19 protein-coding genes are annotated in these 22,200 nt (G+C 61.0%); 8 read left to right on the plus strand and 11 right to left on the minus strand.

The window, feature by feature from the left end; translation table 11 throughout:
• The first annotated feature begins 22 nt into the window (after positions 1–22).
• A complete protein-coding gene (locus tag VGU25_11300; GenBank protein HEV2577785.1) occupies positions 23–1,456 on the plus strand; it encodes a sigma-54 dependent transcriptional regulator in 1,434 nt (477 codons plus the stop codon).
• A 94-nt stretch (positions 1,457–1,550) separates the two neighbouring features.
• On the opposite strand, the gene VGU25_11305 is transcribed toward VGU25_11300, so the two are convergent.
• Both VGU25_11305 and VGU25_11310 read right to left on the minus strand, forming a co-directional pair.
• Positions 1,551–1,781 carry a hypothetical protein gene (locus VGU25_11305; protein HEV2577786.1) on the minus strand — a complete coding sequence of 77 codons (231 nt, stop codon included), beginning with the start codon at positions 1,779–1,781 and terminating at the stop codon, positions 1,551–1,553.
• A gap of 37 nt (positions 1,782–1,818) precedes the next feature.
• Positions 1,819–2,586: a DpnI domain-containing protein gene (locus tag VGU25_11310; GenBank protein ID HEV2577787.1), complete on the minus strand. Its 768-nt coding sequence runs from the start codon at positions 2,584–2,586 to the stop codon at positions 1,819–1,821.
• A 610-nt stretch (positions 2,587–3,196) separates the two neighbouring features.
• Between VGU25_11310 and VGU25_11315 the strand changes: the two genes are divergently transcribed.
• Positions 3,197–4,027 carry a response regulator gene (locus VGU25_11315; GenBank protein HEV2577788.1) on the plus strand — a complete coding sequence of 277 codons (831 nt, stop codon included), beginning with the start codon at positions 3,197–3,199 and terminating at the stop codon, positions 4,025–4,027.
• Positions 4,028–4,310: 283 nt separating this feature from the next.
• Positions 4,311–5,138, plus strand: coding sequence for a fatty acid desaturase (locus VGU25_11320; GenBank protein ID HEV2577789.1), 828 nt, complete (start codon positions 4,311–4,313; stop codon positions 5,136–5,138).
• A 195-nt stretch (positions 5,139–5,333) separates the two neighbouring features.
• Here the strand turns inward: VGU25_11320 and VGU25_11325 are convergent, their stop codons facing one another.
• The gene (locus VGU25_11325; GenBank protein ID HEV2577790.1) at positions 5,334–6,638 is read right to left on the minus strand and encodes an energy transducer TonB; all 1,305 of its coding nucleotides are present in this window, start codon (positions 6,636–6,638) and stop codon (positions 5,334–5,336) included.
• 188 nt (positions 6,639–6,826) lie between these two features.
• Complete coding sequence (locus tag VGU25_11330) at positions 6,827–9,652, minus strand: hypothetical protein (protein ID HEV2577791.1); 2,826 nt, start codon at positions 9,650–9,652, stop codon at positions 6,827–6,829.
• Positions 9,653–9,918: 266 nt separating this feature from the next.
• On the opposite strand from VGU25_11330, the gene VGU25_11335 reads away from it, so the two are divergent.
• A complete protein-coding gene (locus tag VGU25_11335; GenBank protein HEV2577792.1) occupies positions 9,919–10,359 on the plus strand; it encodes a thioredoxin domain-containing protein in 441 nt (146 codons plus the stop codon).
• Positions 10,360–10,363: 4 nt separating this feature from the next.
• On the opposite strand, the gene VGU25_11340 is transcribed toward VGU25_11335, so the two are convergent.
• The 4 genes from VGU25_11340 to ybeY form a co-directional block, all read right to left on the minus strand.
• On the minus strand, positions 10,364–10,909 hold the full coding sequence (locus tag VGU25_11340; protein ID HEV2577793.1) for a GNAT family N-acetyltransferase: 546 nt from the start codon (positions 10,907–10,909) through the stop codon (positions 10,364–10,366).
• Complete coding sequence (gene era / locus VGU25_11345; GenBank protein ID HEV2577794.1) at positions 10,906–11,988, minus strand: GTPase Era; 1,083 nt, start codon at positions 11,986–11,988, stop codon at positions 10,906–10,908. The genes VGU25_11340 and era overlap by 4 nt, the downstream gene beginning before the upstream one ends.
• A 105-nt stretch (positions 11,989–12,093) precedes the next feature.
• Positions 12,094–13,437, minus strand: coding sequence for a hemolysin family protein (locus tag VGU25_11350; protein HEV2577795.1), 1,344 nt, complete (start codon positions 13,435–13,437; stop codon positions 12,094–12,096).
• The gene (gene ybeY / locus VGU25_11355) at positions 13,434–14,003 is read right to left on the minus strand and encodes an rRNA maturation RNase YbeY (protein ID HEV2577796.1); all 570 of its coding nucleotides are present in this window, start codon (positions 14,001–14,003) and stop codon (positions 13,434–13,436) included. Before ybeY ends, VGU25_11350 begins: the two co-directional genes overlap by 4 nt.
• A gap of 220 nt (positions 14,004–14,223) precedes the next feature.
• Here ybeY and VGU25_11360 point away from each other — a divergent pair, with 220 nt between their 5' ends.
• From VGU25_11360 to VGU25_11370, 3 genes are all read left to right on the plus strand, one after another.
• Positions 14,224–15,105, plus strand: a complete 882-nt coding sequence (locus VGU25_11360; protein ID HEV2577797.1) for a YihY/virulence factor BrkB family protein — start codon at positions 14,224–14,226, stop codon at positions 15,103–15,105.
• Between the two features lie 120 nt (positions 15,106–15,225).
• Positions 15,226–16,515, plus strand: coding sequence for an MFS transporter (locus VGU25_11365; protein ID HEV2577798.1), 1,290 nt, complete (start codon positions 15,226–15,228; stop codon positions 16,513–16,515).
• A gap of 33 nt (positions 16,516–16,548) precedes the next feature.
• Positions 16,549–17,571: a methyltransferase gene (locus tag VGU25_11370; protein HEV2577799.1), complete on the plus strand. Its 1,023-nt coding sequence runs from the start codon at positions 16,549–16,551 to the stop codon at positions 17,569–17,571.
• Between the two features lie 15 nt (positions 17,572–17,586).
• Here the strand turns inward: VGU25_11370 and VGU25_11375 are convergent, their stop codons facing one another.
• Both VGU25_11375 and VGU25_11380 read right to left on the minus strand, forming a co-directional pair.
• Positions 17,587–18,090 carry a DUF2062 domain-containing protein gene (locus VGU25_11375; GenBank protein ID HEV2577800.1) on the minus strand — a complete coding sequence of 168 codons (504 nt, stop codon included), beginning with the start codon at positions 18,088–18,090 and terminating at the stop codon, positions 17,587–17,589.
• 270 nt (positions 18,091–18,360) lie between these two features.
• The gene (locus tag VGU25_11380; protein ID HEV2577801.1) at positions 18,361–19,386 is read right to left on the minus strand and encodes a PhoH family protein; all 1,026 of its coding nucleotides are present in this window, start codon (positions 19,384–19,386) and stop codon (positions 18,361–18,363) included.
• Between the two features lie 451 nt (positions 19,387–19,837).
• Here VGU25_11380 and rpsT point away from each other — a divergent pair, with 451 nt between their 5' ends.
• Positions 19,838–20,113, plus strand: coding sequence for a 30S ribosomal protein S20 (gene rpsT, locus VGU25_11385; GenBank protein HEV2577802.1), 276 nt, complete (start codon positions 19,838–19,840; stop codon positions 20,111–20,113).
• Positions 20,114–20,180: 67 nt separating this feature from the next.
• Here the strand turns inward: rpsT and VGU25_11390 are convergent, their stop codons facing one another.
• Positions 20,181–21,980 (minus strand): hypothetical protein, encoded by a 1,800-nt coding sequence (locus VGU25_11390; GenBank protein ID HEV2577803.1) that lies wholly within the window; start codon positions 21,978–21,980, stop codon positions 20,181–20,183.
• Positions 21,981–22,200 lie beyond the last annotated feature (220 nt).

Consider the following 22,200-nt stretch of genomic DNA (forward strand, 5'->3'; position numbering starts at 1 on the left):
AACCCCTCACTCGTCTCCCCCTATGCCCCACGTCCTCATCGTCGACGACGAAGCCGACATCCGCGAATCCCTCGAGGCCATCCTCCGCGAAGAGGACTACGCCATCACATCCGCCGGCACGCTCGCCGAAGCCCGCACCATCCTCCGCGACGCCGACTTCCAGGCCGTGCTCCTCGACATCTGGCTCCCCGACGGCGATGGCCTCGACCTCCTCGCTCAAATTCACAACAACCAGCTCCGCGGCACCACGGACGGCCCGCGCCCACCCGCGCCCGAAGTCATCATGATCTCCGGCCACGGCACCATCGAGTCGGCCGTCCGCGCCACCAAGCTCGGCGCCTACGACTTCCTCGAAAAGCCCCTCTCGCTCGACCGCACCCTCCTCGTCCTCCGCAACGCCATCAACGCCCACAAACTCCGCCTCGAAAACCAGGAGTTCTCCACCCAGCTCACCGCGCGCGCCTCCATCACCGGCGATTCCATCTCCATCAAGGCCCTCCGCCAGCAGATCAAGCTCATGGCCCCCACTAACGGCCGCGTGCTCGTCATCGGCGAATCCGGCACCGGCAAAGAGCTCATCGCCCGCACCATCCATGCCGAATCCCTCCGCCGCGACCGCGTCTTCGTCGAGCTCAACTGCGCCGCCATCCCCGAAGACTTCATCGAGACCGAGCTCTTCGGCTACCGCCACGGCGCCGGCCCCCAGGCCTCGCAGTCGCCCGACCGCCCCACCGAAAAGCGCGGCACCTTCGAGCGCGCCGACTCCGGCACTCTCTTCCTCGACGAAGTCGGCGACATGAGCCTCAAAACCCAGGCCAAAGTTCTCCGCGCCTTAGACGAGCAGCGCTTCTATCCCGTCGGCGCGAGCACCCCAACGCACGTCGACGTCCGCGTCATCGCCGCCACCAACAAAGATCTCGAAGAAGAGATCGCCCGCGGCAACTTCCGCGAAGACCTCTTCTACCGCCTCAACGTCATCCCCTTCTACGTCCCGCCACTGCGCGACCGCAAAGAAGACATCCCCTCGCTCGCCCGCGAGTTCCTCGCCGAGCTCGGCCAGGAGTACGGCCGCGCCCGCGTCGAAATCTCCGACACCGCCATCAATCAGCTCAAGGCCTACCACTGGCCCGGCAACGTCCGCGAGCTCCGCAACGTCATCGAGCGCGTCCTCATCCTCAACCCCAAGGCCCAGCGCATCGAAGCCAAACACCTCCCCATGCTCGTCCAGCGCACCGACGGCGCCTCGCTCACCAACCCCTCGACATCCACCACCCGCACCGGCCGCGAAGAGTTCAGCACTCTGCAAGCCGCCCGCGAAGCCTACGAGCGTGACTACATCTTGAAAGAACTCGACCGCAGCCACGGCAATATCTCCCGCGCCGCCGAATCCCTCGGCCTCGAACGCTCCCACCTCTACCGCAAAATGAAAACCCTCGGCATCCAGTTAGGCGAGTAAAGCCGACGCACCGTAGGAATGCAAGATAGCTCGCGCTTCAGGTTCGCGGCATAGCGCGTGTCGATCCGCACGGCACCGATTGCCCTCCGCTACTTCAGCCCGGGTCACTCGTGCTTTCGCCGCTGGCGGAGAGAAGCAGTTCATTCTCGGTGGGCCGATATCCGCAATCTTCGCAGTCGAAGAAGTTATCGTCATATTCGTTGGTCCGTTCGTCCGCCAGTTCAAGCTGCCCCTCGTCATTGACTACCGGCCTTCGAAGGACGTATGCATCGGTATAGTGCAGGAGAGAATCGCTTCCACAACGCGGACACGGAACTTCCTTCATCGCGGCACCTGATCGGGCATATTGTTGAGTGAGTGATTCAGAGCAGCAACCGGTAAGTTCCCGCCCCACAGAATTCCAGATATCCCAAGTCGCGCAGAACCTGCAATTGCTGTCTGACCTTAGCGCGTATATTTCGGTTATCAGGGTACACCGAAGAGAAAAGGTGTTCTCTGTTGTAAATTTCAGCAAGAGAGAACTCCGACGTGTGTAACCCACGCAGCACGGAGAGAGTTAGCGCCGTCCAGCCACGCCGCTCAATTGGAACCTCTCGCAGTCGATTGAACCTTCGAAATTGCTCGCGAACGGATTCGCGGGGACGCGAAACGCCATCCTTGATTATCTCAATTGCCGCGTCGTTTCCCATCAGATCGAGCCGTATGTTGCATCCGACCCATCCTGCGCGACGCGCGGTCGAAGACAACGGCTTGCGTTTCTCCACTATGTCGGGAGTGAGAAACATCGGATGTATTGCGGTAAGTCCGGAGATACTCCAGCCGGAACTGCGCTCGATGAGCATGAGCGTGGGCGCGGCTCCGCATTGGAGACGCGAAATGAGCGCGCCATAAGCTCCGTCGATAAGCCTTTTCGCGGGCTTCCTCCGAAAGGCCTTTAGCTCATAGCTGCCGCTACAACTTCGGCACACGAAGTCACAAGCTTTTGTGTTGTTGGCCGTCGGCTCGAGCGCCTCGCAATCGCAAGCCAGACAAAACCCATTTCGTCGAAACCAAGCCTCCGACAGAATACGGGATATTTGAAGTGGGCTGGTATATCCGATGGCCGCGGAGAGGTCACAATTCAGTTCCATGGGGCTGTCCGTGCCAATTTATTCTGTTTTGCGATATCGCCGCGATTTCCACCTGCAACCAACCAACGGGACGGATCAAGGCTGAATGAACCCAAGACAGAAACGATATCGGCCCATTCAGCCGGACATACAGAACGAAGCACTGCAGCGGCAGAACTGGTTTCAAGAAATGCCCAGCGTGCTCGAATCGCAGGATCAAGCACTAGAGGATCATCATATGTGGCTGTTTCAAACATGGCCGTAGTCTAAATGCGCCCAAAGCGGGGGCTGTGTACTCCGGACACACACCCGATGCGAAAATTCTCACATGCGCATCGACCTCAAATCTGCGCTCTCGTCTCTGCCTCTACCCCCAACCACCCACCTGGCCTGAGGGCGTCTGGAAAGACCACCTTCCTTCTCCCACGACACCATGCCCGTCCTCATCTCCACACCGCGAAAACCCTCAGCATTCACCCCGGCGAGTAGCCCACAAGACTCATCGCGTAATAGATACGTAATTCCCGACCGAATCCGCATCGAAAGCAGGACTTTGTCCGCCACAAAGCGTCTAATCTATAGATACGGGCAGCTCTCGGATAATTCGTCTGCGACCTCGTGGAGGTGTCAGATGGCGCTCGCTCGTGTGTTGGTGGTTGACGATAATGAAGCAGTCCGTGTCAGTCTTTGCGCCATTCTTGAAAAGCATGACTTTGAGGCCACCTCTGCAGCCGACGTCAGCGCAGCGCTAAAGTTCATCAGTTCCGAGAAATACGATGTCCTCTTGACTGATCTACACATGCCTGGCGCCGGGGACGGACTTACCGTCGTGAGTGCCATGCGTCACGCGAACCCCGAAGCTGTGACCTTGCTCTTGAGTTCATTTCCCGAAATGTCCGCGGCCGCCAACGCGATCTTGATGCAAACCGACGAGATCCTCGTCAAACCAATGAATATCCCCGACCTCATCGAGGCGATCACGCAACGGCTCGCCAAGGGGCCGCTCCATAAGCGCAAGGTCGAAACGCTGGCCACAATTCTCGAACGTACCACCGAGGCGGGAATAGCTGATTGGTATGAACTGGTAGAGAAAGAGGACACCTTGATGGCGATTCCTCTCAGCCGGGCGGCGCGCTGCCAGCACCTGCCCCAGCTCTTCAGCGATCTCGGAAAGCGCCTGCGAGCCCTCAAGCCGCTCGGCACCAAAGAACTGAAGTCCGAAGCGGCCTCGAATCATGGGACTGCGCGGCGCAAACAGGGTTACACCGCCGCGATGATGGTGGAAGAAAGCCGCATTCTCCAGGTCACCATCTTCCATACACTTCAGAAAAACCTGGGCACGATCGACTTCAGCGTCCTGCTTCTCGGCGTCATGACGATTGCCGATGAGGTGGATTCGCAGTTGAGTCAATCGATGAAAAGCTACCTCGCGGAGTCCATTCAAGATGCACTGCCTGCGTAAGCGCCGGGCACCCTAAGTCTCCAAAGAGACGTGAGTTCGCAGTACGCAATTCCCGTGGCCACAAGCACGATCCGCCTCGCAAAACTGTTCTTAATTGACCACTCAAGGATTACAGAAGTACGACGAACGCGAATGCTTCTTCAGTGATCGAATAAGTACGGCGATAAGGAGCCCAGTACGTATGGCCACCGTAGTTCCAGCTCTCGAAACACTTCAGGTCTCAACCATTACCAACGAGTCCATACGTCCCGCAGGCCACAAATCAACTGTCCCGCCGCCAGCCATGCTCCTCGGCCGAACCTCACAGCGTCGATCACTCAACTGGCTGGTCTTTCTCTTCATGCTGCTCTTCCACATCGGAGCCATCGCAGCCTTCTTCTTCTTCAGCTGGTCCGCTCTTACCATCGCCATCGTCTTCTACGTCCTTGCCATCAACGTCGGCATCGGCATGGGCTATCATCGCCTGCTCACCCATCGCGGTTACAAAGTCCCCAGGTGGATCGAGTACACGATGGCCGTCTGCGCGACCCTCAGCCTCGAAGGCGGACCGCTGATCTGGGTTGCTACCCATCGCGTCCATCATCAGAACACCGATGTCCTTGGCGACCCCCACTCTCCGCACGAAGGCGGCTGGTGGTCCCACGCCGGTTGGATCATCTATGGTGCCGGCGCGGCCGGTGAGCCCGCGATCCTCGCCAAGTACGCTCCCGACATCGCCAAAGACCGTTTCTACGTCTGGCTGACTCGCTTCCACTGGGTTCCGCTCGTCGCTCTCGCGCTGATTCTCCTCGCGGTCGGCGGTTGGCCATGGGTCCTCTGGGGCATCTTCCTCCGCGTCACCGTCGGTCTGCACGCCACCTGGCTCGTTAACTCCGCCACGCACATGTGGGGATCAAAGCGCTTCCCCACCAAAGACGACTCCCGCAACAACTGGTGGGTCGCCCTCCTCACCGGAGGCGAAGGCTGGCACAACAACCACCACGCGCATCCCGTCTCCGCCCGCCACGGCCTCGCCTGGTACGAGTTCGACGTCAACTACTACGGCATCTGGCTGCTCGAAAAGATCGGCCTCGCCCGCAAGGTCCACGTCGAGCACCTCGAGCACGACTAAAATCTTCGCCGGCCGCCCGGATCAATGACGACCCCGCAGCACGGTCCGAACGCCAGTCCGCCAACTTGACAAAGCCCTCCCCCAACACCCCCTGTGCGCGAGCGGGAACGTCTGCGTCGGCACATCAGGTCCAAGCCTAAATTCTTTCGATTGAAGATTTTGCGCAAAAACAGGGGGGGAGGGGGGTACCCCCTGTTACTTGGCGAACTTGAAATCCAGGATCGCCGTCGTCGTCACCGCGATCGGCTTGCCATTGTCGAGCAGAGGGCTATATCGCCAGCGCTGCACCGCCTGTTGCGCTGCGTCCCGCAGCAGAGGCGGCCCACTCACCGCACGTGCATAGATCACGTTGCCATCAGGGTCCACAACCGCGTGCACCGTCACCTGACCATGGACGCGAGCCGCTGCCGCATCAGCGGGATACTCCGGCGCCGGGCTGAAGATCACACTCGCAGGCGTGATCCCCGCCGCTCCCTGCGGCACAATGGACCGCGTCTTCGCGCTGGATTGCGTGACGTCCTGTTGCCCTCCGGAGTCCGGTGCCCCCTTCGACGAAGCCGTAACCACCTGCTTCACCACGGTCATCGGCACTGCAGAACCCTGTGCCCCCCGCGCTACAGACCCGACCTGAACAGCCGCCGGCTGAACCGCTGCCTGATCGCCCTGCGTTACAGGGGCCGTCTGCGCTGCTCCGGAACCCGCTTCACTGTCCAGCCGCTCTGGCGGCTCCATCGGCGCAATCGAGCGAACCATCTTCGGTTTGTTCGGAGAACTCGAGGCACGCACCGCCACATGCATCTCCGCTGCAGAAACAACACGGTGGAACATCAGACCCAGGCCCACCCCCACCAGCATGCACACCACCCCAACAATCCAGACCGCGTGATTCCTCCACCACGAAGCTTCCGGCTCCTGCTGCGCAGCAAACAACCCACCCGTACGGAATGGCGAAAGCACCACATCCTCTGCTTCACGGCCGTCGGCCTCAACGACAGCGACCGGAGGCTCGTCCGGCTTCAGTTCAAGTTTCTTCGAGTTCGAAAATGGCGCGGACTCGACCCCCCTCGCCAGCAGTACCGGCTCGGAGATTGCCGGCGCCGCCTCTCGACGCTCAGCTTCAACCGCGCCTGTCGTCTCCTCTAATTCTGACTCCGGCTGGAACGTCGAACGGCGTGACTGCAGGAGAAAGCGCAGCATCTCGCGGACGTCTGCCTCCTGCGAATCGCTCTTCAGATCATGCCCGCTCCCTGCAGCGGCAGTCACCAGAATGCCAAGCAGGTCCTCATAGCCGATCCCCTCGCGCTCCTCATACAGGATGGCGCGCATTAGCGATGCGACATCCGCGCGGAAGCGAACATCCGTTTCGAGACGCTTCGACAGCTGCGGAATCGCTTCCGGCGAGTCGACCGGCAGCTTTTCCTTCAGCAGGAAGCCCCGTATCTCCTGCACGTGGCCTGAGAAGCGGCTCGAAATTTCCGTAAGCTGAGAAGCCAGAAACACCCGGGTTCGACCTTCTAATTCTCCGCCGCCGACGCGACGGCCTAAGATCCCCTGTCGCACAGCGGGGCTATGACATTAAGACGGTATGAGCGGCCCGATGTTACCCCGCTATGACCTCCGGTTGTGCGCCGCGACGAAGGATCAACAACTTGCAGTCGACTCAAAAAACATTTTCCGAGCAGCCCACGTCATTTGCCCGCCACACTGCAGTGAAGATCCTGAAGCATCTCTGGTTCATATTTGCTCGGTTGATGGCTTTTCCACTGCGTCACAATATCTTCGCGTTGCGTGCGGAGCAGATGCCAGGAAAGCGGCGCTCTGTCATCCGCCGAATAATGGAAGTACACCGGCTTAATCTTGTCCTGAATCTCCGGATTAAATCCCAGGTCATCCATAGTCGCATGCAGCTCGATGTCCGCCCTCGTCTCCTGTGAGCTCGTCCGCACCGCCAGCAACGTTCCTACCGGCGCAACAATCTGCCGTTGCCAACTCCACACGCCGCCAGCGCTCTTCTCTGAGGACATCGCGTCGATAATCACCAGATATACCGGATGACCTTTCAGCTTAGGGCCCGCCCCCATCAGCCACTGCAGCGCGCTCAATAGCCCGGAGTTGTCGTAGTATCCGCCGTCACCCAGATGCAGTTGCGCGTATTTCAGATCCGTGTCCGGGCGGCTCATCGGTGAAACGAATGGAAACGTCGCGGAGACCCTCGCCGCCGTGCTCACATCCATGTCCTCTTTGGTGAACGTGGGAAAGAACTGCAATGCGGCTGGGCGGCCTTCCGCCGGCTGCTCGTACAACCCCGTGGTGGCGGCCATGAATCGATTTCCGGTCTCGGAAATCGTCGCGTTGAAAATGACCGCGGGCCGCGTGCCTCTTCCAACGTCATCGTTCCATTCACTCAACTGCGGAGGCGCGGCATGAGACTTCCAATGCGTTACCCATTCCCGCTCCAGAGCCGAACCGCGATCGAAATTTTGCGGCACCAAAAAGTTCACACCCGGAACCGTCCTGAGCAGGTCCGGATAGACAAGCCCCCAACCAACTGCGCCCAGATCCGTCCTCGCCGATTCATCGAAGATCGTTCCGCTCTGCTTCGGATCCGTGTTGCCGTTGCCGTCATACCATCCGGCAAAATACATCGCGCCCTCACTGCCGCCGGAAACTGAGCTAATCAGCACGACTGACGACGTGAACGCATTCTGTGTCCCATCGGCAGACTCGCAGTCATCCGCGAGCCCCGTAAGCACCTCCGTCGTCCATGCCGAGGCGCGAATTCCTCCTCCCGCCGTCGCAACCACCACGATCGGCGCTTGCTCGCGCTTCCGGAAGTTCGCCCATGCATCGATCACATGCGATGGATCCTGCACGGACACCACCGACTGCAGCGGATGCAATTCGAACACATGATCCGTTCGCCAACCGGCAGCCAGCACCATCGATATTCCAAGCACCGCCGTCAGCACTGGCACGCGCAGCTTGTCCAGAAAGAACGCCACGCCGGAGAAGAACCACGTCAGCAGACAAAGCAGCAGCAGGACGTAGAACATCGCTGCCGGGTTGCTGATCCTGCTGCTCGGCGAAGTGAAATAGCCGACTACGGCATAGATCAACAGCGTGGCGATCAGCGCAATCGTTCCAACCCGATGCCCCGATCGCAGCACGAGCTCCGTCTTTCCGCCAACAATTTGTTGCCGGATATACCCCGCGTCGAGATTGCCCGGTAAGACCCTGTCCATCGCTTCCGCAGTCCCGGTAGAAAGCGCATTCGGCGGTGCACCATGCGCATTGAGTCCGCGGAACGGCGGATAGATAAAGCAGACCGTATTCGATCCTGCGGTCTCCTCCAGCCACGCGTGGAACTGCGCCGTCGCATACAGAAACGCGAGCGCAGCCAATGCTGCCAGAACAACGCCCGCAACCCTCAACCATGCGGAGAAAGGGTCGGAAAGGCTTCCCCGCCATGTCATCACCACCATGGGCACAGCCAGCAGCGAAAACAGAATCGTCGGCCACCATGAACTGCGCACCCAAGGCCGCGTGTCACTCACATCATCAAACCGGTCCGGTGCGTATGCCAGCGTGATGCGCGCGGTGATCATGATGATGATCGCCAGAAGAAATGCGGCGAAGCAGATCAGAAAGAACGAAAACGGCACCATCGCATCGAACAGTCCATAGAAGATCGAAGGCGCATAGAAGTAGCCCGCCGGAAGCACCACGGCGAGCAGCAACCCATTGATGATCGGAAATCGAAGCAGGTATGCGTAGATGAGAAACGTTGCGACCACTTTTCCCTTGGGGCGCCTCCAGGGAAAGTAGCTCACCAGTGCAATCGGCATCGCGATAAAGAGTCCGATCGGAATTGGATTTTTGCATGCCAGAGTTCCGACCAGCGTCAAGAGACCTGACACCGCCAGCAATCCGCCAATTACCTTGCGAAGACGCAGCTTCTCGGCAACGAAACAATGAATGCCCAACGCCGTCGTCGCGGCCCCGAAGACGCACCACTTCACGGTCGATACCACTCCGGAAGTCACAAAATTCAGATTGCCCTCTTTGATTTGACAGAAGCCGGCCAGCATCAACTGGTTTTCACGAAGATCCAGGCCGGCTGCCACCGTGATCAAAATCGCGACCGCGGCTCCGAGCCACCTTGTCCGTGGATCGGTCTTCCCCAGCACCCAAGCAAACGCCAGGAACGTCAGCCAGTAGAGCGTGATGAACGCATAATCTTCATGAGTATTCCGAACCGCGAGCCTGAGGTTCTCAGGGCCGTCGGCCGTCGCGTCCGGTGAAGTGCTCTTCATCGGGCCGATCAGGCTCGCAAAGCACGCCGAAGTTTTGCTTAACTCGATCTGCGCGATCGGCGGCGTTTTCTTGTTCGCGCAATCGGGCGGAAGCTCCGTGCCAAAGCGGCTCGGCTGCTTCACATATCCCGCCATCTCCACTTGCATGATGGCGCCCCAAACCACTGTCGCGAGAAGCAGGAACCAAAAGATCTTTTGCATGCGCTAACCCTCCGTGAACGAACCAGGGACCGGAGAATCACAACCTTGCAATGAAGCAGGAGTTTGCCGGCGCGCATGGCGACGCGTCCGAAGAAGACTCCCCACAAACGCAGCGTCGGGAACCGCAAACCACCTGTCTGGGAAATCCACGCCACTGTACCACCGCTGCGCTTTTCGCCAGCTGCCTAAATTCCAGAGATTTTGCGTAAAAAAGACGGCGCCGGCGTGCGCCGCGCATCCATACAGTAGATTGCTGGAGGCGTCCGATGCCGCTCATCCGCTCCTGCCCGAACTGCAGCACCAAAAACCGCATCCCCGCAGCCCATCTCGCGGACACCGGCCGCTGCGGCAACTGCAAAAATCCGCTGCCGCCCATCGCAGAACCGATCGCTGCGGACACCGCGCTCTTCGATGAGATCATCGCGAGCGCGCGCGTTCCCGTGCTCGTCGACTTCTGGGCCGCATGGTGCGGGCCCTGCCGCATGGCCGCCCCGCACGTCGAGCGCACCGCTCGCGAAATCGCAGGCCACGGCATCGTCCTCAAGGTCGACACGGAAGCCAACCCGCAACTCGCCGCGCGTTACAACGTCCGCGGCATCCCGAATTTCGCCGTCTTCTCAAACGGCCGCCTGGTCCAGCAGCAGGCCGGTCTCGTCGACTCCGGACAGATGCTCCAGTGGCTGCGCGCTGCGGCCGTTTCAGCCTGAGGCTTCATCGCCTGCGCTGATAACGCACCGTGCCTTCGTCCTCGCCCGGCCCAACATACGTCATCCCGCAACGCTCCATCACCTTGATTGATTCCGGCAGCCGCGGGTACGTCTGCGCACTCACGCTCTTCACATCCCTCTGCGTCAGCAGCCAGTCCACCAACGCGCGCGCGGCCTCGGTTGCATATCCTTTGCGCTGATAGCTCGGCACCGTCGAGTAGCCGATCTCCACATCGCCTTCCAGCTTCGGAAATCCACCTACCGCACCCACTAACGTATAGCGCGTCGCTCCGCCGGCCCAATTCAGCAGCAGCACATACCTGTTCCATCCGCGCGTTCGCGGCTCTTCCTCATACTGTTTGGCGATGAACTGATAGACATGCGGCTCCCAGTGCTCCGGCGGCCACTCAGGCGTCACCTCCGCACCGAGAATTTTTCCTAATGAGCCATCTGCCTTCTGATCCGCGTCCAGCATCGCAGGCGTGATCGCCACCAGCCGCAGCCGCTGCGTCTTCAGATCGCCGATCCTCCGGCGCAGCAGCCCAATCATTCGGCCTCGTCCTCTTCCTCCTGCTTCTTTGCCGCCTGGCCCTGCTTCTCCGCGATGTGCTCAAGCTGCCTGCGCCAGTCCAGCTCTTCCACAAATCCGCGCGACGCCCGCCACTCGCTCTCCACCTTCACAAACAGCTCCAGAAACACACGCGTGCCCAGCAGCGATTCGATCTCCTTGCGCGCGGCCGTGCCAATCCGCTTCAGCATCTCGCCGCCGCGACCGATCAGAATCGCCTTTTGCCCGTTGCGCTCACAGTAGATCGCCGCTGCAATCTTCGTCACCGGTAGTTTGCCGTCCTTCGTCTTCTTCGTCGAAGCCGGCTCCTCGTATCGCTCAATCACCACCGCCGCCGCATACGGGACCTCTTCACCGGTAAGCATCAGCACCTTCTCGCGAATCAGCTCCGCCACAAGAAACCGCTCCGGCTGGTCGGTCAACTGATCCTTCGGGAAGTACCTCTGGCCCTCCGGCAGCAGGGCCACGACCTTATCCAGCAGCAGATCCAATCCCTGTTTCTTCTTCGCCGAGATCGGAATCACTTCCGCAAACGTATGTTGCTTGCTCCAGTGCGCAATCAGGGGCAGCAGCGCTGGCTTCGGCACCGCATCGATCTTGTTCAGCACCAGCACCACAGGACAATCCAGCCGCTTCACCAACTGCAGCGCAAACTCATCCTCTGCCTTCGACATCGATCTGCGCTGCTGCCCAGGCGTCTTCGGCCCGCCCTCTCGCGACTCGACCTCGTGCAATCTATGCGTCGCGTCGACAATGAACAGCACCGCATCCCGCGACTCCAGCGCGTCCTGCACCTCCTGCATCATGCGCCGGTCGAGCTGGGTCGACGGCTTATGCACGCCCGGCGTGTCCACCAGCACCACCTGCGCCGCCGGCCTTCCCGCCTCCGTCTTCGTCTTCTTGCGAAGCGGAAGCTCCAGCACCCCGAGGATCCGCGTCCTTGTCGTCTGCGGCTTATGCGTCACAATCGCGAGCTTCTGTCCCAGCAGCGCATTCAGCAGCGTACTCTTGCCCGCGTTGGGCCTTCCCACAATCGACACAAATCCTGTACGCAACGCCATCCCGCTATTGTAGAGAACAGAAATCGGGACAGTAGAGAACAGGGATCAGCGATCGATTTCATCCTGCACACCCTGACCTGTTCTCTGATCTCTGATTTCTGATCTCTAGCTGGCGACGGCCACCCTCACCCGCTCGACCTTCCTGTCGGTCGACTGCAGTACTTCGATCCGCAGCGGCCCATCTTCCACCACCTCGCCGGGCAGCGGAATATGCCCTGCGATCTCACTCACCAAGCCGCCCACCGTCGCCGCTTCATACGCCGTCAGCAATTGCGGAAGCACCTGCTCCGGCCCCTCTTCACCAAACTCCAAACCGTCTTCCGCCTCCGCCGCTTCGCTCGGCGGAGCTCTTCGCACCGGCTGCCGCTGTTCTTCAAACAGCCCGCGCAGCCGGCTCACTTCAAAGCTCCCGGGCACGACATAGCTTCCATCCGGCTCCTTCACGGGCTCATCCCCCGCCGGTGCCAGGTCGTGCTCATCCTCAATGTTTCCTACGATTGCCTCCAGCAAATCCTCGATCGTCACCAGCCCCGCCACGCCGCCATATTCATCGATCACGATGCTCATGTGCTGCTTCTCGCGCTGCATCTCGCGCAGCAGTTCATTCACCTTCTTCGTCTCCGGCACAAACATCGCTGGCCGCGCCAGATGCTTTACGGTTGTCCGCTTGACCGCGACACCTTCCACCTCCAGCAGGTCGCGCGCAAACGCAATCCCCACAATCTCGTCCACCGACGCGCCATACACCGGCACGCGGGAGAATCCATGCTCCCTCACCTCGCGCCTGAACTCCTCCAGTGACATCGTCTGCGGCACCACAAACATTCCCGGCCGTGGCGTCATCACCTCGCGCACCACCTTGTCGCCGAACTCCACAACGCTGCGCACCAGCTCGCGGTCGCTCTCCTCCAGGATTCCCTCTTCCTCACCAGCCTCGAGCAGCGCATCTACGGCCTCACTCGGATGCTCCGGCACTGCCTCTTCCTTCTCGGCCAAACCCACAATCGACAGCAGCAAGCCAATCGTCAGCGTGACGGGCAACACCACATAGAACAGACCCTGCAGCAACACGCCAATTCGCCCCACCCAGACGCCGCGCGTCCGCGTGAACAGCAACTGCGGAATCAGCCGGTCGAAGAACACAATCACCAGCAGAAGTTCGAAGATCGTGCGTGCCAGCGCAGCCGGACTGTGTTGCACACGCCACTGCAACCTGGTCACCAGCAGAAAGGTCAGTGCCACCAGCACAATCTGCCGCAGCACAGACGCCGACATCGCCGCCGACTCACGGCTCAACCGCAGCCGCGGCTCAACCGTCCGCTCCCAGGCCTCTACGTTGTCCGCATACTCCCGCGACAAAAACTTGCCCATCACGGTGTAGACCTCATCCGCATACGAGGCCAGCGCCAGCAGCAACAGCAGCACGAAGAACGCGATTCCCCAACTCATCGCTTCACCCTCTTCGCCCCTGCTTTTGTTCTTGCTCCTCCGGTTTTAATCCCCGCAGGGGATCTGCTTTTCTTTCCTGCAGCCGACAACCCCTCGACCCGCGCAATCAACCCGCTCGGCAACCGCAACCTCTTCCGCAGCTCCGCCTCTCTAGCCGCCATCTCGCCCCGGTCCGTCTCATGATCCATCCCGCTGAGATGCAGCAACCCATGCAGCAGCAGCACGCGGACCTCATCGCGCAGCGAATGACCATGCTCTCTGGCCTGCCGGGCCGCCGTCTCCAGCGAAATGGCCAGATCACCGGCAAAGCCACCCGCGTGCTCCGCCGCGAAGTCCTGCAGCGCCGGAAAGCTCAACACATCCGTAGCCTTATCCTTACCCCGAAACTCGCGGTTCAGCCGCCGCAGCGTTCTGTCGCCCGCCAGCAGAACATCCACCTCGCCCAGCAGTCCCACGGCCGCCTGCGCCGTCTTCATAAACCGGGCCAGCCCTGCGCGCGACAACCCCGCGGCGCTCCATGGATCGTCACCGACAGCCAGACCTCGCGGAGGTTCCATCGTCACCATGCGTCCCTACATGCTAACGCCTGAGGATTTTTCCTGAAGGTGTGGTCAAGGCCAACACCGTTGGTGTCGTTTTCTCTCAAGGAAAACGACCTCCACAGATTCTCCCGAAACTGGTGTGTCAGGGAGAAATGCTCTAACGAAACTTCGCTTCTGTTTTGCGCACCCGGGCAACAGCTCTCGACGCCAATTCCATCCCTAAAGGAACGACATGCAGAACCGCATGCCCAATCTGTGGACTCTCGCCGGCCTGTCCGTCCCTGAACTGCTTCGCCGTACCATCGTTGAATCCTGGCGCGACGACGTCTTCGGTCAGGGCGGGCGGATGGCGTTCTACCAGTTCCTGGCCATCTTCCCGTCCCTTCTGATCGCCTTCACGCTCGTCAGCCACATCCCTCATCTCAGCCAGCACCTTCGCAACACGCTTCACGATCTCTCCACACAGCTCTTCCCCACCCAGGTCTCTCAGCTCTTTCAGGGGATGATCACCGACTTCAAACAGCGTCCGCGCGTCGGCCTTCGCCTGCTCGGCGTCTTCGCCGCCTCGGTCTGGGCTGCACACAACGGAACATGGGCGATGATCTGGGGCCTCAACCGCGCGTACGAGGTCGAAGAGAGCCGCTCCTGGTGGAACCTCACCATCACCATCGTTCTGCTGACAATCTGCCTCATCGCAATGGTGTGCATCGCTCTTCTGCTGCTCTTCACAAGCGCCTTCCTGCAGGAGCATGTCCATGGCAACACATTTTTCCTTCGCGCCCTGGAATGGCTCACAGTCGCCGTCTGTCTCTACTTCTCCTTCGCCGTTCTCTATCGCTTCGCTCCCAACCTTCGTGACCACGCCATTCGCTGGAGCACGCCCGGGGCGCTCTGCGCGCTGATCCTGTGGCTCGCGTCCACCTTCTCCGCGCAGATCTACTTCGACCACATCAACGACTACACGCGAAGCTACGGCCCGCTGAACGGAGTCGTCATGCTCCTGCTCTGGCTCTACGCCTCAAACGGTGCCCTGCTCATCGGCGGCGAAATGAACTCTGAGATCCAAAAGTCCGAAGCCGGCCGCTCCGGCGCCCGCACCGATCGCCACGCTGCTCGCCGCTCATAACGCCCGCCCCAATTTTCCCCCCACAACTCCAATCCGCGCCGAGTATATTGCTCTCCATCACTTCAGTTGAGTCACGGCCCGCGCTAAACGCTCGAGCACAAATCCTCGCCCGGAGTCCACATGCGCCCGCAGCCTCGCGTCTTCTACGGCTGGATCATCGTCCTCATCAGCGCCCTGGGCCTGTTCCTCGGGGCTCCCGTCGCCGTCTTCTCGTTCGGTATCTTCTTCAAGCCGCTCGTCGAAGACTTCCACGCCAGCCGCGCCGCCGTCTCCCTTGTCTTCTCGATCGCCAACTTTGTCGGCGCGCTCTCGCTTCCGCTTACAGGCATTCTCATCGACCGGTTCAGTCCTAAACGCGTCATCCTCATCTCCACCGTGCTCTTCGGAGCCGTCTTGTGCTCCGCACTTCTGGTCGGCACCGGCCTGTGGCAGCTATATGTCCTGTTCTCGCTGCTCGGAGTCACCATGTCCGGCGGCCCCGCGCCCGTCCCCTACACCGCAGTCATCACTCACTGGTTCGACCGCCGCCGCGGATTCGCGCTCGCCCTGTGCATGATGGGTATCGGCATCGGCGCAATTGTCGTTCCCATGCTCTCGCAGCGCCTCATCAGCGCGTACAACTGGCGCGTGGCGCTCGCCATCTTTGGCGCAGCCGTTCTCCTGGTCCCCTCGCCTGCAATCGCCATCTTCCTCAAGAACGATCCAGCACAACTCGGTCTGCATCCCGACGGCGACATTCTCGCCACAGCGCCGCGTTCACACCGGCAGAACACGGTCGGCCTTTCCTGGCACGAGATCTGGCACAGCCCCACCTACTGGCTTCTCCTCTGCATCTTCGTTCTGGTCGGCGTCGCGATGCACGGCTCCGTCCTGCATCTTGCCGCTATCCTCACCGATCGCGGCATCACCGCGCAGCGCGCAGCGCTTGCAACCTCGGTGGTTGGAGCTGCAGTCCTGATCGGCCGAATCGGCTCCGGCTATCTCATGGACTTCTTCTTCGCTCCGCGCGTCGCCATGCTCTTCTTCGGCGCATCGACCCTTGGCATCGCCATCCTCTGCACATCCGCCGATGGAGTTCTCACACTCCCGGCATCATTTCTCATCGGCCTCGGAACCGGAGCGGAAGTCGAAACTCTCGGCTACATGATCAGCCGCTACTTCGGCCTGCGCTGCTTCGGAACGGCATACGGCATCGCATTTGGCGCCTTCATGACCGCCGGATCTGCCGGCGTCCTGCTCATGGGCGCCGGCTACGATCACTTCCATTCCTACACGGTCACTCTCATCGCACTCGCCGCAGCCATGCTCGCCGCTGTCCTCCTGCTCATGCTTCTCGGCCCATACCGTTTCGCTCCGGAATCGCGCGCCGATGCCCCACACGAGCCGCTCGAACTTCCCCACCCCGCGTGATCCCACTTGAGCCCTTCATCCAAGGAGAACTGAATGTTCCCGCAGAATCCCTTAACAGCTCCCGCAATCCTGCTCAACGCGCGCAACGGGCTCATCCTTCATCAGACCCTGTATGCCGTTGCCCGGCTGGGTGTCGCTGATTGCCTCGACAGCGGTTGGCGCACCGCCGCAGATCTCGCCCGCGAACTCCGCGTAAATGAGGACGCACTCTATCGCGTCCTGCGCCTGCTTTCCAGCCAGGGCGTCTTCGAAGAAAATGGCGACCGATCCTTCCGCAACACCGATGTCTCCTACTTTCTGCGCTCGGACGTCCCCGGTTCTCTGCGTCGCCTCTTCATCTTCTGGGGCAGCGACTACAGCTACTCCAGCCTTTCCCAAATGATGCGCACTCTCGAGACCGGACAATGTGCGCCTATGCTGCTCTCCGGCACCGACAGTTTCGAAAAACTTCGCCGCGACCCCGAGCAGGCACGCATCTTTGACGATGCCATGACCACCATGTCCCAGCTCTCCGGCCCAGCCATCGCCGCAGCCTACGACTTCGGCGCGTGGGATAGCTTGATGGACGTCGGCGGAGGCAGCGGCATCCTCCTTTCCTGCATCCTCCGCGCTCATCCGAATCTTCGCGGCGTTCTTGCCGACCAGGAACACGTCCTTGAACGTGCACGCGAGCGTGACTTCCTCGGCGGCGACCTTGCACCGCGCGCTTCGATGCAACCCTGCAACTTCTTTGAAGGCATCCCTTCAGGCTGCAGAGCTTATGTCATGAAAAACATCATCCATGACTGGGACGACGAACAATCGCGCGCGATCCTCGCCAACTGCCGCCAGGCTGTCCCTTCAAACGGCGCACTCCTCCTCGTCGAGCTTTTGGTCGGCGCCGCGAACATCCCATCCCTCGGCAAGTTCCTCGACATCGCCATGCTTTCGCTGACCGGAGGCCGCGAACGCACCGAACCCGAATACGCCACACTGCTGTCGAGTGCAGGTTTCCGGCTCAATCGTGTCGTGCCCGTCAACTCCCAGTTCTGCGTCATCGAAGCTGTCCCGGTATAACCGTCCGCTGACTCGCTAGTGCACCGCCGGTCGCGAATGCAGCAGCGTGCGATGACGTCGCATCAGCAGCACCAGAGCGCGTCGCAGATACAGCGCGATCAAGGGCATCGCAATCGACGCCACAAGGCCCCACACAATCAGTGCATGCCACTCCCACCGCCATATCTCGTGAAACAAACGCAACGGATGATGGCTCAGATGTTCAATCTGCCTCCTGCTCAGCGGAAGCCTTCCCGTGTGGAACAGATGCACGCCGAGATCGATGAACGGAATAAACAGAATCAGGTGCAGCGGCGCCACCACATGTGTCCCAACCAGCGACGCCACCTGATTCAGCCCCAGTATCCACGCCAGCATCACCACCAGCACTGTCGTAAGCCCCACTGACGGATTGATCCCGATCACCATCCCCAGCGCCAGGCTCCATGCCATTCGCTTCGGCGTCACGCCACCGCGCAGCTGACGCAGCACCGGACGCAGCAACTTGCACCGAACAAACTCGCGGACAAACTCGGGCACCAGCACAGAAACATAGGATGCTACGCCGCACCTTGAGCGCAGTGCTACAGCTCAGTTTCCAAGGGGGTTCGCAGGAGCCATTTTTCCTATGGGTCCCTGTACCTGGGAAATGTTTTCGAGCGCGGTGGTGAGTCAGCCGTCTTGTATATCCTTCAGCAAATTGATTGACGGACGCTACCGGGTGAATTCCGACTTAGAGCGCCTCTGTCTCAAAACAAAAGCCGCCGCCACTCGGGCGACGGCTCTCAACTCTAATATCTAATCTCTGCTTTACTGCTTCAACACCGGCTTTCGCTGCGGCTCGGAGAGCGGAATCGGCTCGGCGTCCATCGCCAACGGAAGCTGCTCGGCCTGCTTGTAGCTGTCGTACGCGCGCACAATCCGCTGCACCAGCGCATGCCGCACCACGTCGACATCCTCGAAATGGCAGAATCGAATCCCCTCCACTCCCTCGAGCACGTGCAGCGCCTGTAGCAGGCCGCTCCTGTTCGGGTTCGGCAAATCCGTCTGCGTTAGGTCGCCCGTAATCACAGCCTTCGACGAGTTCCCCAACCGCGTCAGGAACATCTTCATCTGTTCGATCGTCGTGTTCTGCGCCTCGTCCATGATGATGAACGCATCGTTTAGGGTGCGCCCGCGCATAAACGCCAGCGGCGCAACTTCGATCACGTTCGTCTCCAGCATCTTGTCGACCTTCGCCGGATCCAGCAGATCGTACAGCGCGTCGTACAGCGGCCGAAGATAGGGATCTACCTTTTCCTGCAAACTTCCCGGCAGGAATCCCAGCCGCTCGCCCGCCTCAACCGCCGGCCGCACCAGCACAATGCGCGAAACCTTCTTCGCCATCAGCGCGCTCACAGCCATTGCCACCGCCAGGTACGTCTTTCCCGTACCCGCCGGCCCCAGGCCAAACACCATGTCATGGACCTCGATGGCCTCAACATACTTCCGCTGATTCGGCGTCCGCGGCTGCACCACCCGCTTCGCTCCCACGGCCCGCTGCTTGCCACTCTCCACCAGCGAGCGCAGCGTCACTGTCGAGTCCGCCACCACCATCTTCAGCAGCCCGTGCAGCTCGCCATTGTGCGGATGTACGCCGTTCCGCCGCAGGTACTCAAAATCCGCAAATATCCCCTCCACCCGGGCCACCTCTGCCGCCTCGCCCAGCACATGGATTGAATCCGAACGGAGGTCAATCTGCACCCCCAGGCCGTCTTCCATCAGCCGAAGGTTCTCGTCGCGAGTGCCGTACAGCGGCTCGATTCCGGGGGTAAGCTGCAGCGATTTTTTCACCAAGGTTGGACCTGACCTCCAGCAGAGAACTGCCGTTTGTTTGTCTGAGGATTAGATGTTGAAAACAGGACACAGTTGCGGATCGCGAAAGGACAATCAGCGGACGCATCACGGCTCTGGACCTGGCCGCCGCGCCTGCTTCCCGCCGCAGCCCCTGTCCCACCCGTAATGGTCAGAATTCCCAAATCTGTGCCGATTGTTGGCTGTACAGTAACCCCGCCACTTTCCCTCGTCAAGCACCATTGTGTGAAAAGAGGTACCCAACTCACTCCGTTACCTTTGGATCGCTGCACGACTACGTTCCCGGCTGGCTCGCTAACCCGCTGACTTGCTAACACACTCCCTCCCACGTTATCCTTAGGTGTTGCAGAGGATGCGGCCGCGCTGTGTCCACACCAGCCCTCCGGCCTGCAGCCCAATCTCCCGCTAAGTCCGGGTAAAAAGAGAGTTTTCGATGGCAAATCATGTCTCATCCTTGAAGCGCGCCCGCCAGACCGTCACCCGCACGGCCGTCAACCGCGCCAACAAGTCCAAGCTCCGCAGCGCCCTCCGCTCCATGCGCGAGTCCATCACTGCCGGCGACCACAAGTCCGCCACCGAGGCCTACCGTTCGACCGTCTCCATCCTCGACAAGAGCGTCCAGAAGGGCGTGCTCCACAAGAACACTGCCAGCCGCTACAAGGGCCGCCTCAACGCCCGCGTCAAGGCCATCGCCCCCAAGGCCGCCTAAGCGTCTTCCACCCGACACACCAAGGCCGGCATCAGCCGGCCTTTCTGATTCCGCCATCCCGAGTCCGCTACCTCGAGCTCGACTGCTGCGTTGGTGGCGATTTCACCTTCTCCACCGTCTCGCCCGGCCCCAGCAGCGTCGGCGGCTTGCGCCTCGCCGCATCGCCCGGTCCCGCATCACTCGCCGCTGCTCCCGCATCCCCACCTGCCGGACCATCTGCTGCCGCGCTCTGATTCGAGTGCGCAACATCCTTCCTCATCGCGGCCATGGCTGCCTCATCGCTGATCGAACTCGCCGACTCATCCGCAGCCGCAACCTTCCCGCCGCCATCCCCGCTGCCACCAGACCCGCCCGCGGCCGGCCCCGTCAGCGACACATCCTCCTTCTTCGCCTCCGCCGCAGGCGCCGCGCTCGCACTCGCCGGAGCCGGCGTCGCCGAAGAAGCCACATCCGTCGTCGTCGCACTATCGCCAGCCTCGCCCGCCTCTTCCATCTTGGCGAGCGTCACCTGCGCCTCAGACTTCGGCGGCGAGAAACTCTTCGCCAGCTCCAGGTCCTTCACGTCCTGCGCGCTCGGCTGCGGCAGCTTGAACACCATCACCGTCCCTGCGCTCACCGCGGCAGCCACCATTCCGTCGTCACTCAGGTCGAAGTTCTCCGCGAACCGGGTCACCGGCGTCGTGGGCACCCTCAGCAGCAGGTCTCCGCTCTCCGTCTGGTACACCCGCATCTCCTGCGTCGCTCCATCCGGAATCATCGACCCCAGCATCAGGTCTCCGGTCGGTGACACGATCCGGCTCATCGCGAACCTGCCCGCCTCCGGCGCAAACACCATCTCCGGTACGCCGTACGTTCCATTCAGCGTCTCTTCCCAGGTCTCGTGCCCATCCATCCCGAACGACTGCATCCTCGACCGCGTGTCCGACACCCTGCACGTGAACGCCAGAAATTCGAAACGGCTCACCATCTGCAACCGGGGCAGGCAGCTCGAATCCAGTTGCGTGATCTTCACCTCGCGCCCGCCGAACTCGTTGAACGTCACCGGCCAGCGCCCATGTCCACCATCATCCGGCCACAGGTATCCGTCCCCATCCATCGGCAGCAACACCGGCTGCGGTGATTTCACCACTCCTGCCGGCCTCACTTTGAGCGGAACATCCGGGGCATCGCCCCCGCTCACCCGATAAAAATCCACCATCACTACCTGCCGCGGGTCGGTCACAATCATCCCGCTCTTCGAAGGCACCACCATGTCCTTCGTCTTCGGCGCGATCGTCTCAACCGTCACCACGCTCTTGTCCGGCGAGATCATCGCCGCTACCGGAATTCCCTCCCGCTTCGGAAACGGTATGAGTCGCAGGGGATCATCCGCGTGCAGTCTGTTCTCCGGCAACAGCAGAAACAGGTTGTTCTTCCTGCGCACCAGGAAGCGGCCCTTGCCCAACCGCCACAGGTAGCGGCTGTGGTCGTTCATCTTCCAGTCCGCGCGTGCCAGGATCCTTCCCGTCGGCAGCTCCACCAGCTCCGCGGCCACCATGCGGCACTCTTCTTCAGGAGAGTCACTCGGGTCGCGCGGCACCAGCCCGCGCGAGCTGAACGTCAGCAGCAGATGCGTGTCATCCACCAGGTCCAGCGTCAGCATCGAGCTGCCCACCTGCAGAAACGCCTGTGGAATCGCGGGCACACCCAGCGTCCCCAGCGACATCGTCACCCATGGCTGTATTGTTGGGTCTCGTCTATCTGCAGGCCGCTCCGCACCCCACGCGGTCGCGCTCAACATCACCAGCGCCGCCGTCACGCACGCGCCAATCAATCTGCCGCCAACCCGGCAGGCAGAGCCTTCCGTTTGTACGCTGGCCCGGATCATAGGAACCGCCTGCATTACTCTTGCACAAATCCCCCGCGCTCTGCCAGTGCCGGGGTCCCCGTGGAACTGTGCGCTGGGGGACGGAGTGCTCAGGTCCGGCGGGTGCTCGAAGAACCCCAACTCTGCCCTTGCCGCGAAAACCGCTCGAGCCTTTTCCACCCGATCCAACAACCAGCAGAACTGGCACATTTCCCGCCGGCCAACAGCGTACACGCCTTCG

Source organism: Acidobacteriaceae bacterium (genome assembly GCA_035944135.1).
GTDB lineage: Bacteria > Acidobacteriota > Terriglobia > Terriglobales > Acidobacteriaceae > Granulicella.

Excerpts from the sequence above, each read along its gene's own strand:
- VGU25_11300 (HEV2577785.1), top strand. The coding sequence starts at position 23 with ATGCCCCACGTCCTCATCGTCGACGACGAAGCCGACATCCGCGAATCC.
- VGU25_11305 (HEV2577786.1), bottom strand. The coding sequence starts at position 1,781 with ATGAAGGAAGTTCCGTGTCCGCGTTGTGGAAGCGATTCTCTCCTGCAC.
- VGU25_11310 (HEV2577787.1), bottom strand. The coding sequence starts at position 2,586 with ATGGAACTGAATTGTGACCTCTCCGCGGCCATCGGATATACCAGCCCA.
- VGU25_11315 (HEV2577788.1), top strand. The coding sequence starts at position 3,197 with ATGGCGCTCGCTCGTGTGTTGGTGGTTGACGATAATGAAGCAGTCCGT.
- VGU25_11320 (HEV2577789.1), top strand. The coding sequence starts at position 4,311 with ATGCTCCTCGGCCGAACCTCACAGCGTCGATCACTCAACTGGCTGGTC.
- VGU25_11330 (HEV2577791.1), bottom strand. The coding sequence starts at position 9,652 with ATGCAAAAGATCTTTTGGTTCCTGCTTCTCGCGACAGTGGTTTGGGGC.
- VGU25_11335 (HEV2577792.1), top strand. The coding sequence starts at position 9,919 with ATGCCGCTCATCCGCTCCTGCCCGAACTGCAGCACCAAAAACCGCATC.
- VGU25_11340 (HEV2577793.1), bottom strand. The coding sequence starts at position 10,909 with ATGATTGGGCTGCTGCGCCGGAGGATCGGCGATCTGAAGACGCAGCGG.
- era (HEV2577794.1), bottom strand. The coding sequence starts at position 11,988 with ATGGCGTTGCGTACAGGATTTGTGTCGATTGTGGGAAGGCCCAACGCG.
- VGU25_11350 (HEV2577795.1), bottom strand. The coding sequence starts at position 13,437 with ATGAGTTGGGGAATCGCGTTCTTCGTGCTGCTGTTGCTGCTGGCGCTG.
- ybeY (HEV2577796.1), bottom strand. The coding sequence starts at position 14,003 with ATGGTGACGATGGAACCTCCGCGAGGTCTGGCTGTCGGTGACGATCCA.
- VGU25_11360 (HEV2577797.1), top strand. The coding sequence starts at position 14,224 with ATGCCCAATCTGTGGACTCTCGCCGGCCTGTCCGTCCCTGAACTGCTT.
- VGU25_11365 (HEV2577798.1), top strand. The coding sequence starts at position 15,226 with ATGCGCCCGCAGCCTCGCGTCTTCTACGGCTGGATCATCGTCCTCATC.
- VGU25_11370 (HEV2577799.1), top strand. The coding sequence starts at position 16,549 with ATGTTCCCGCAGAATCCCTTAACAGCTCCCGCAATCCTGCTCAACGCG.
- rpsT (HEV2577802.1), top strand. The coding sequence starts at position 19,838 with ATGGCAAATCATGTCTCATCCTTGAAGCGCGCCCGCCAGACCGTCACC.
- VGU25_11390 (HEV2577803.1), bottom strand. The coding sequence starts at position 21,980 with ATGATCCGGGCCAGCGTACAAACGGAAGGCTCTGCCTGCCGGGTTGGC.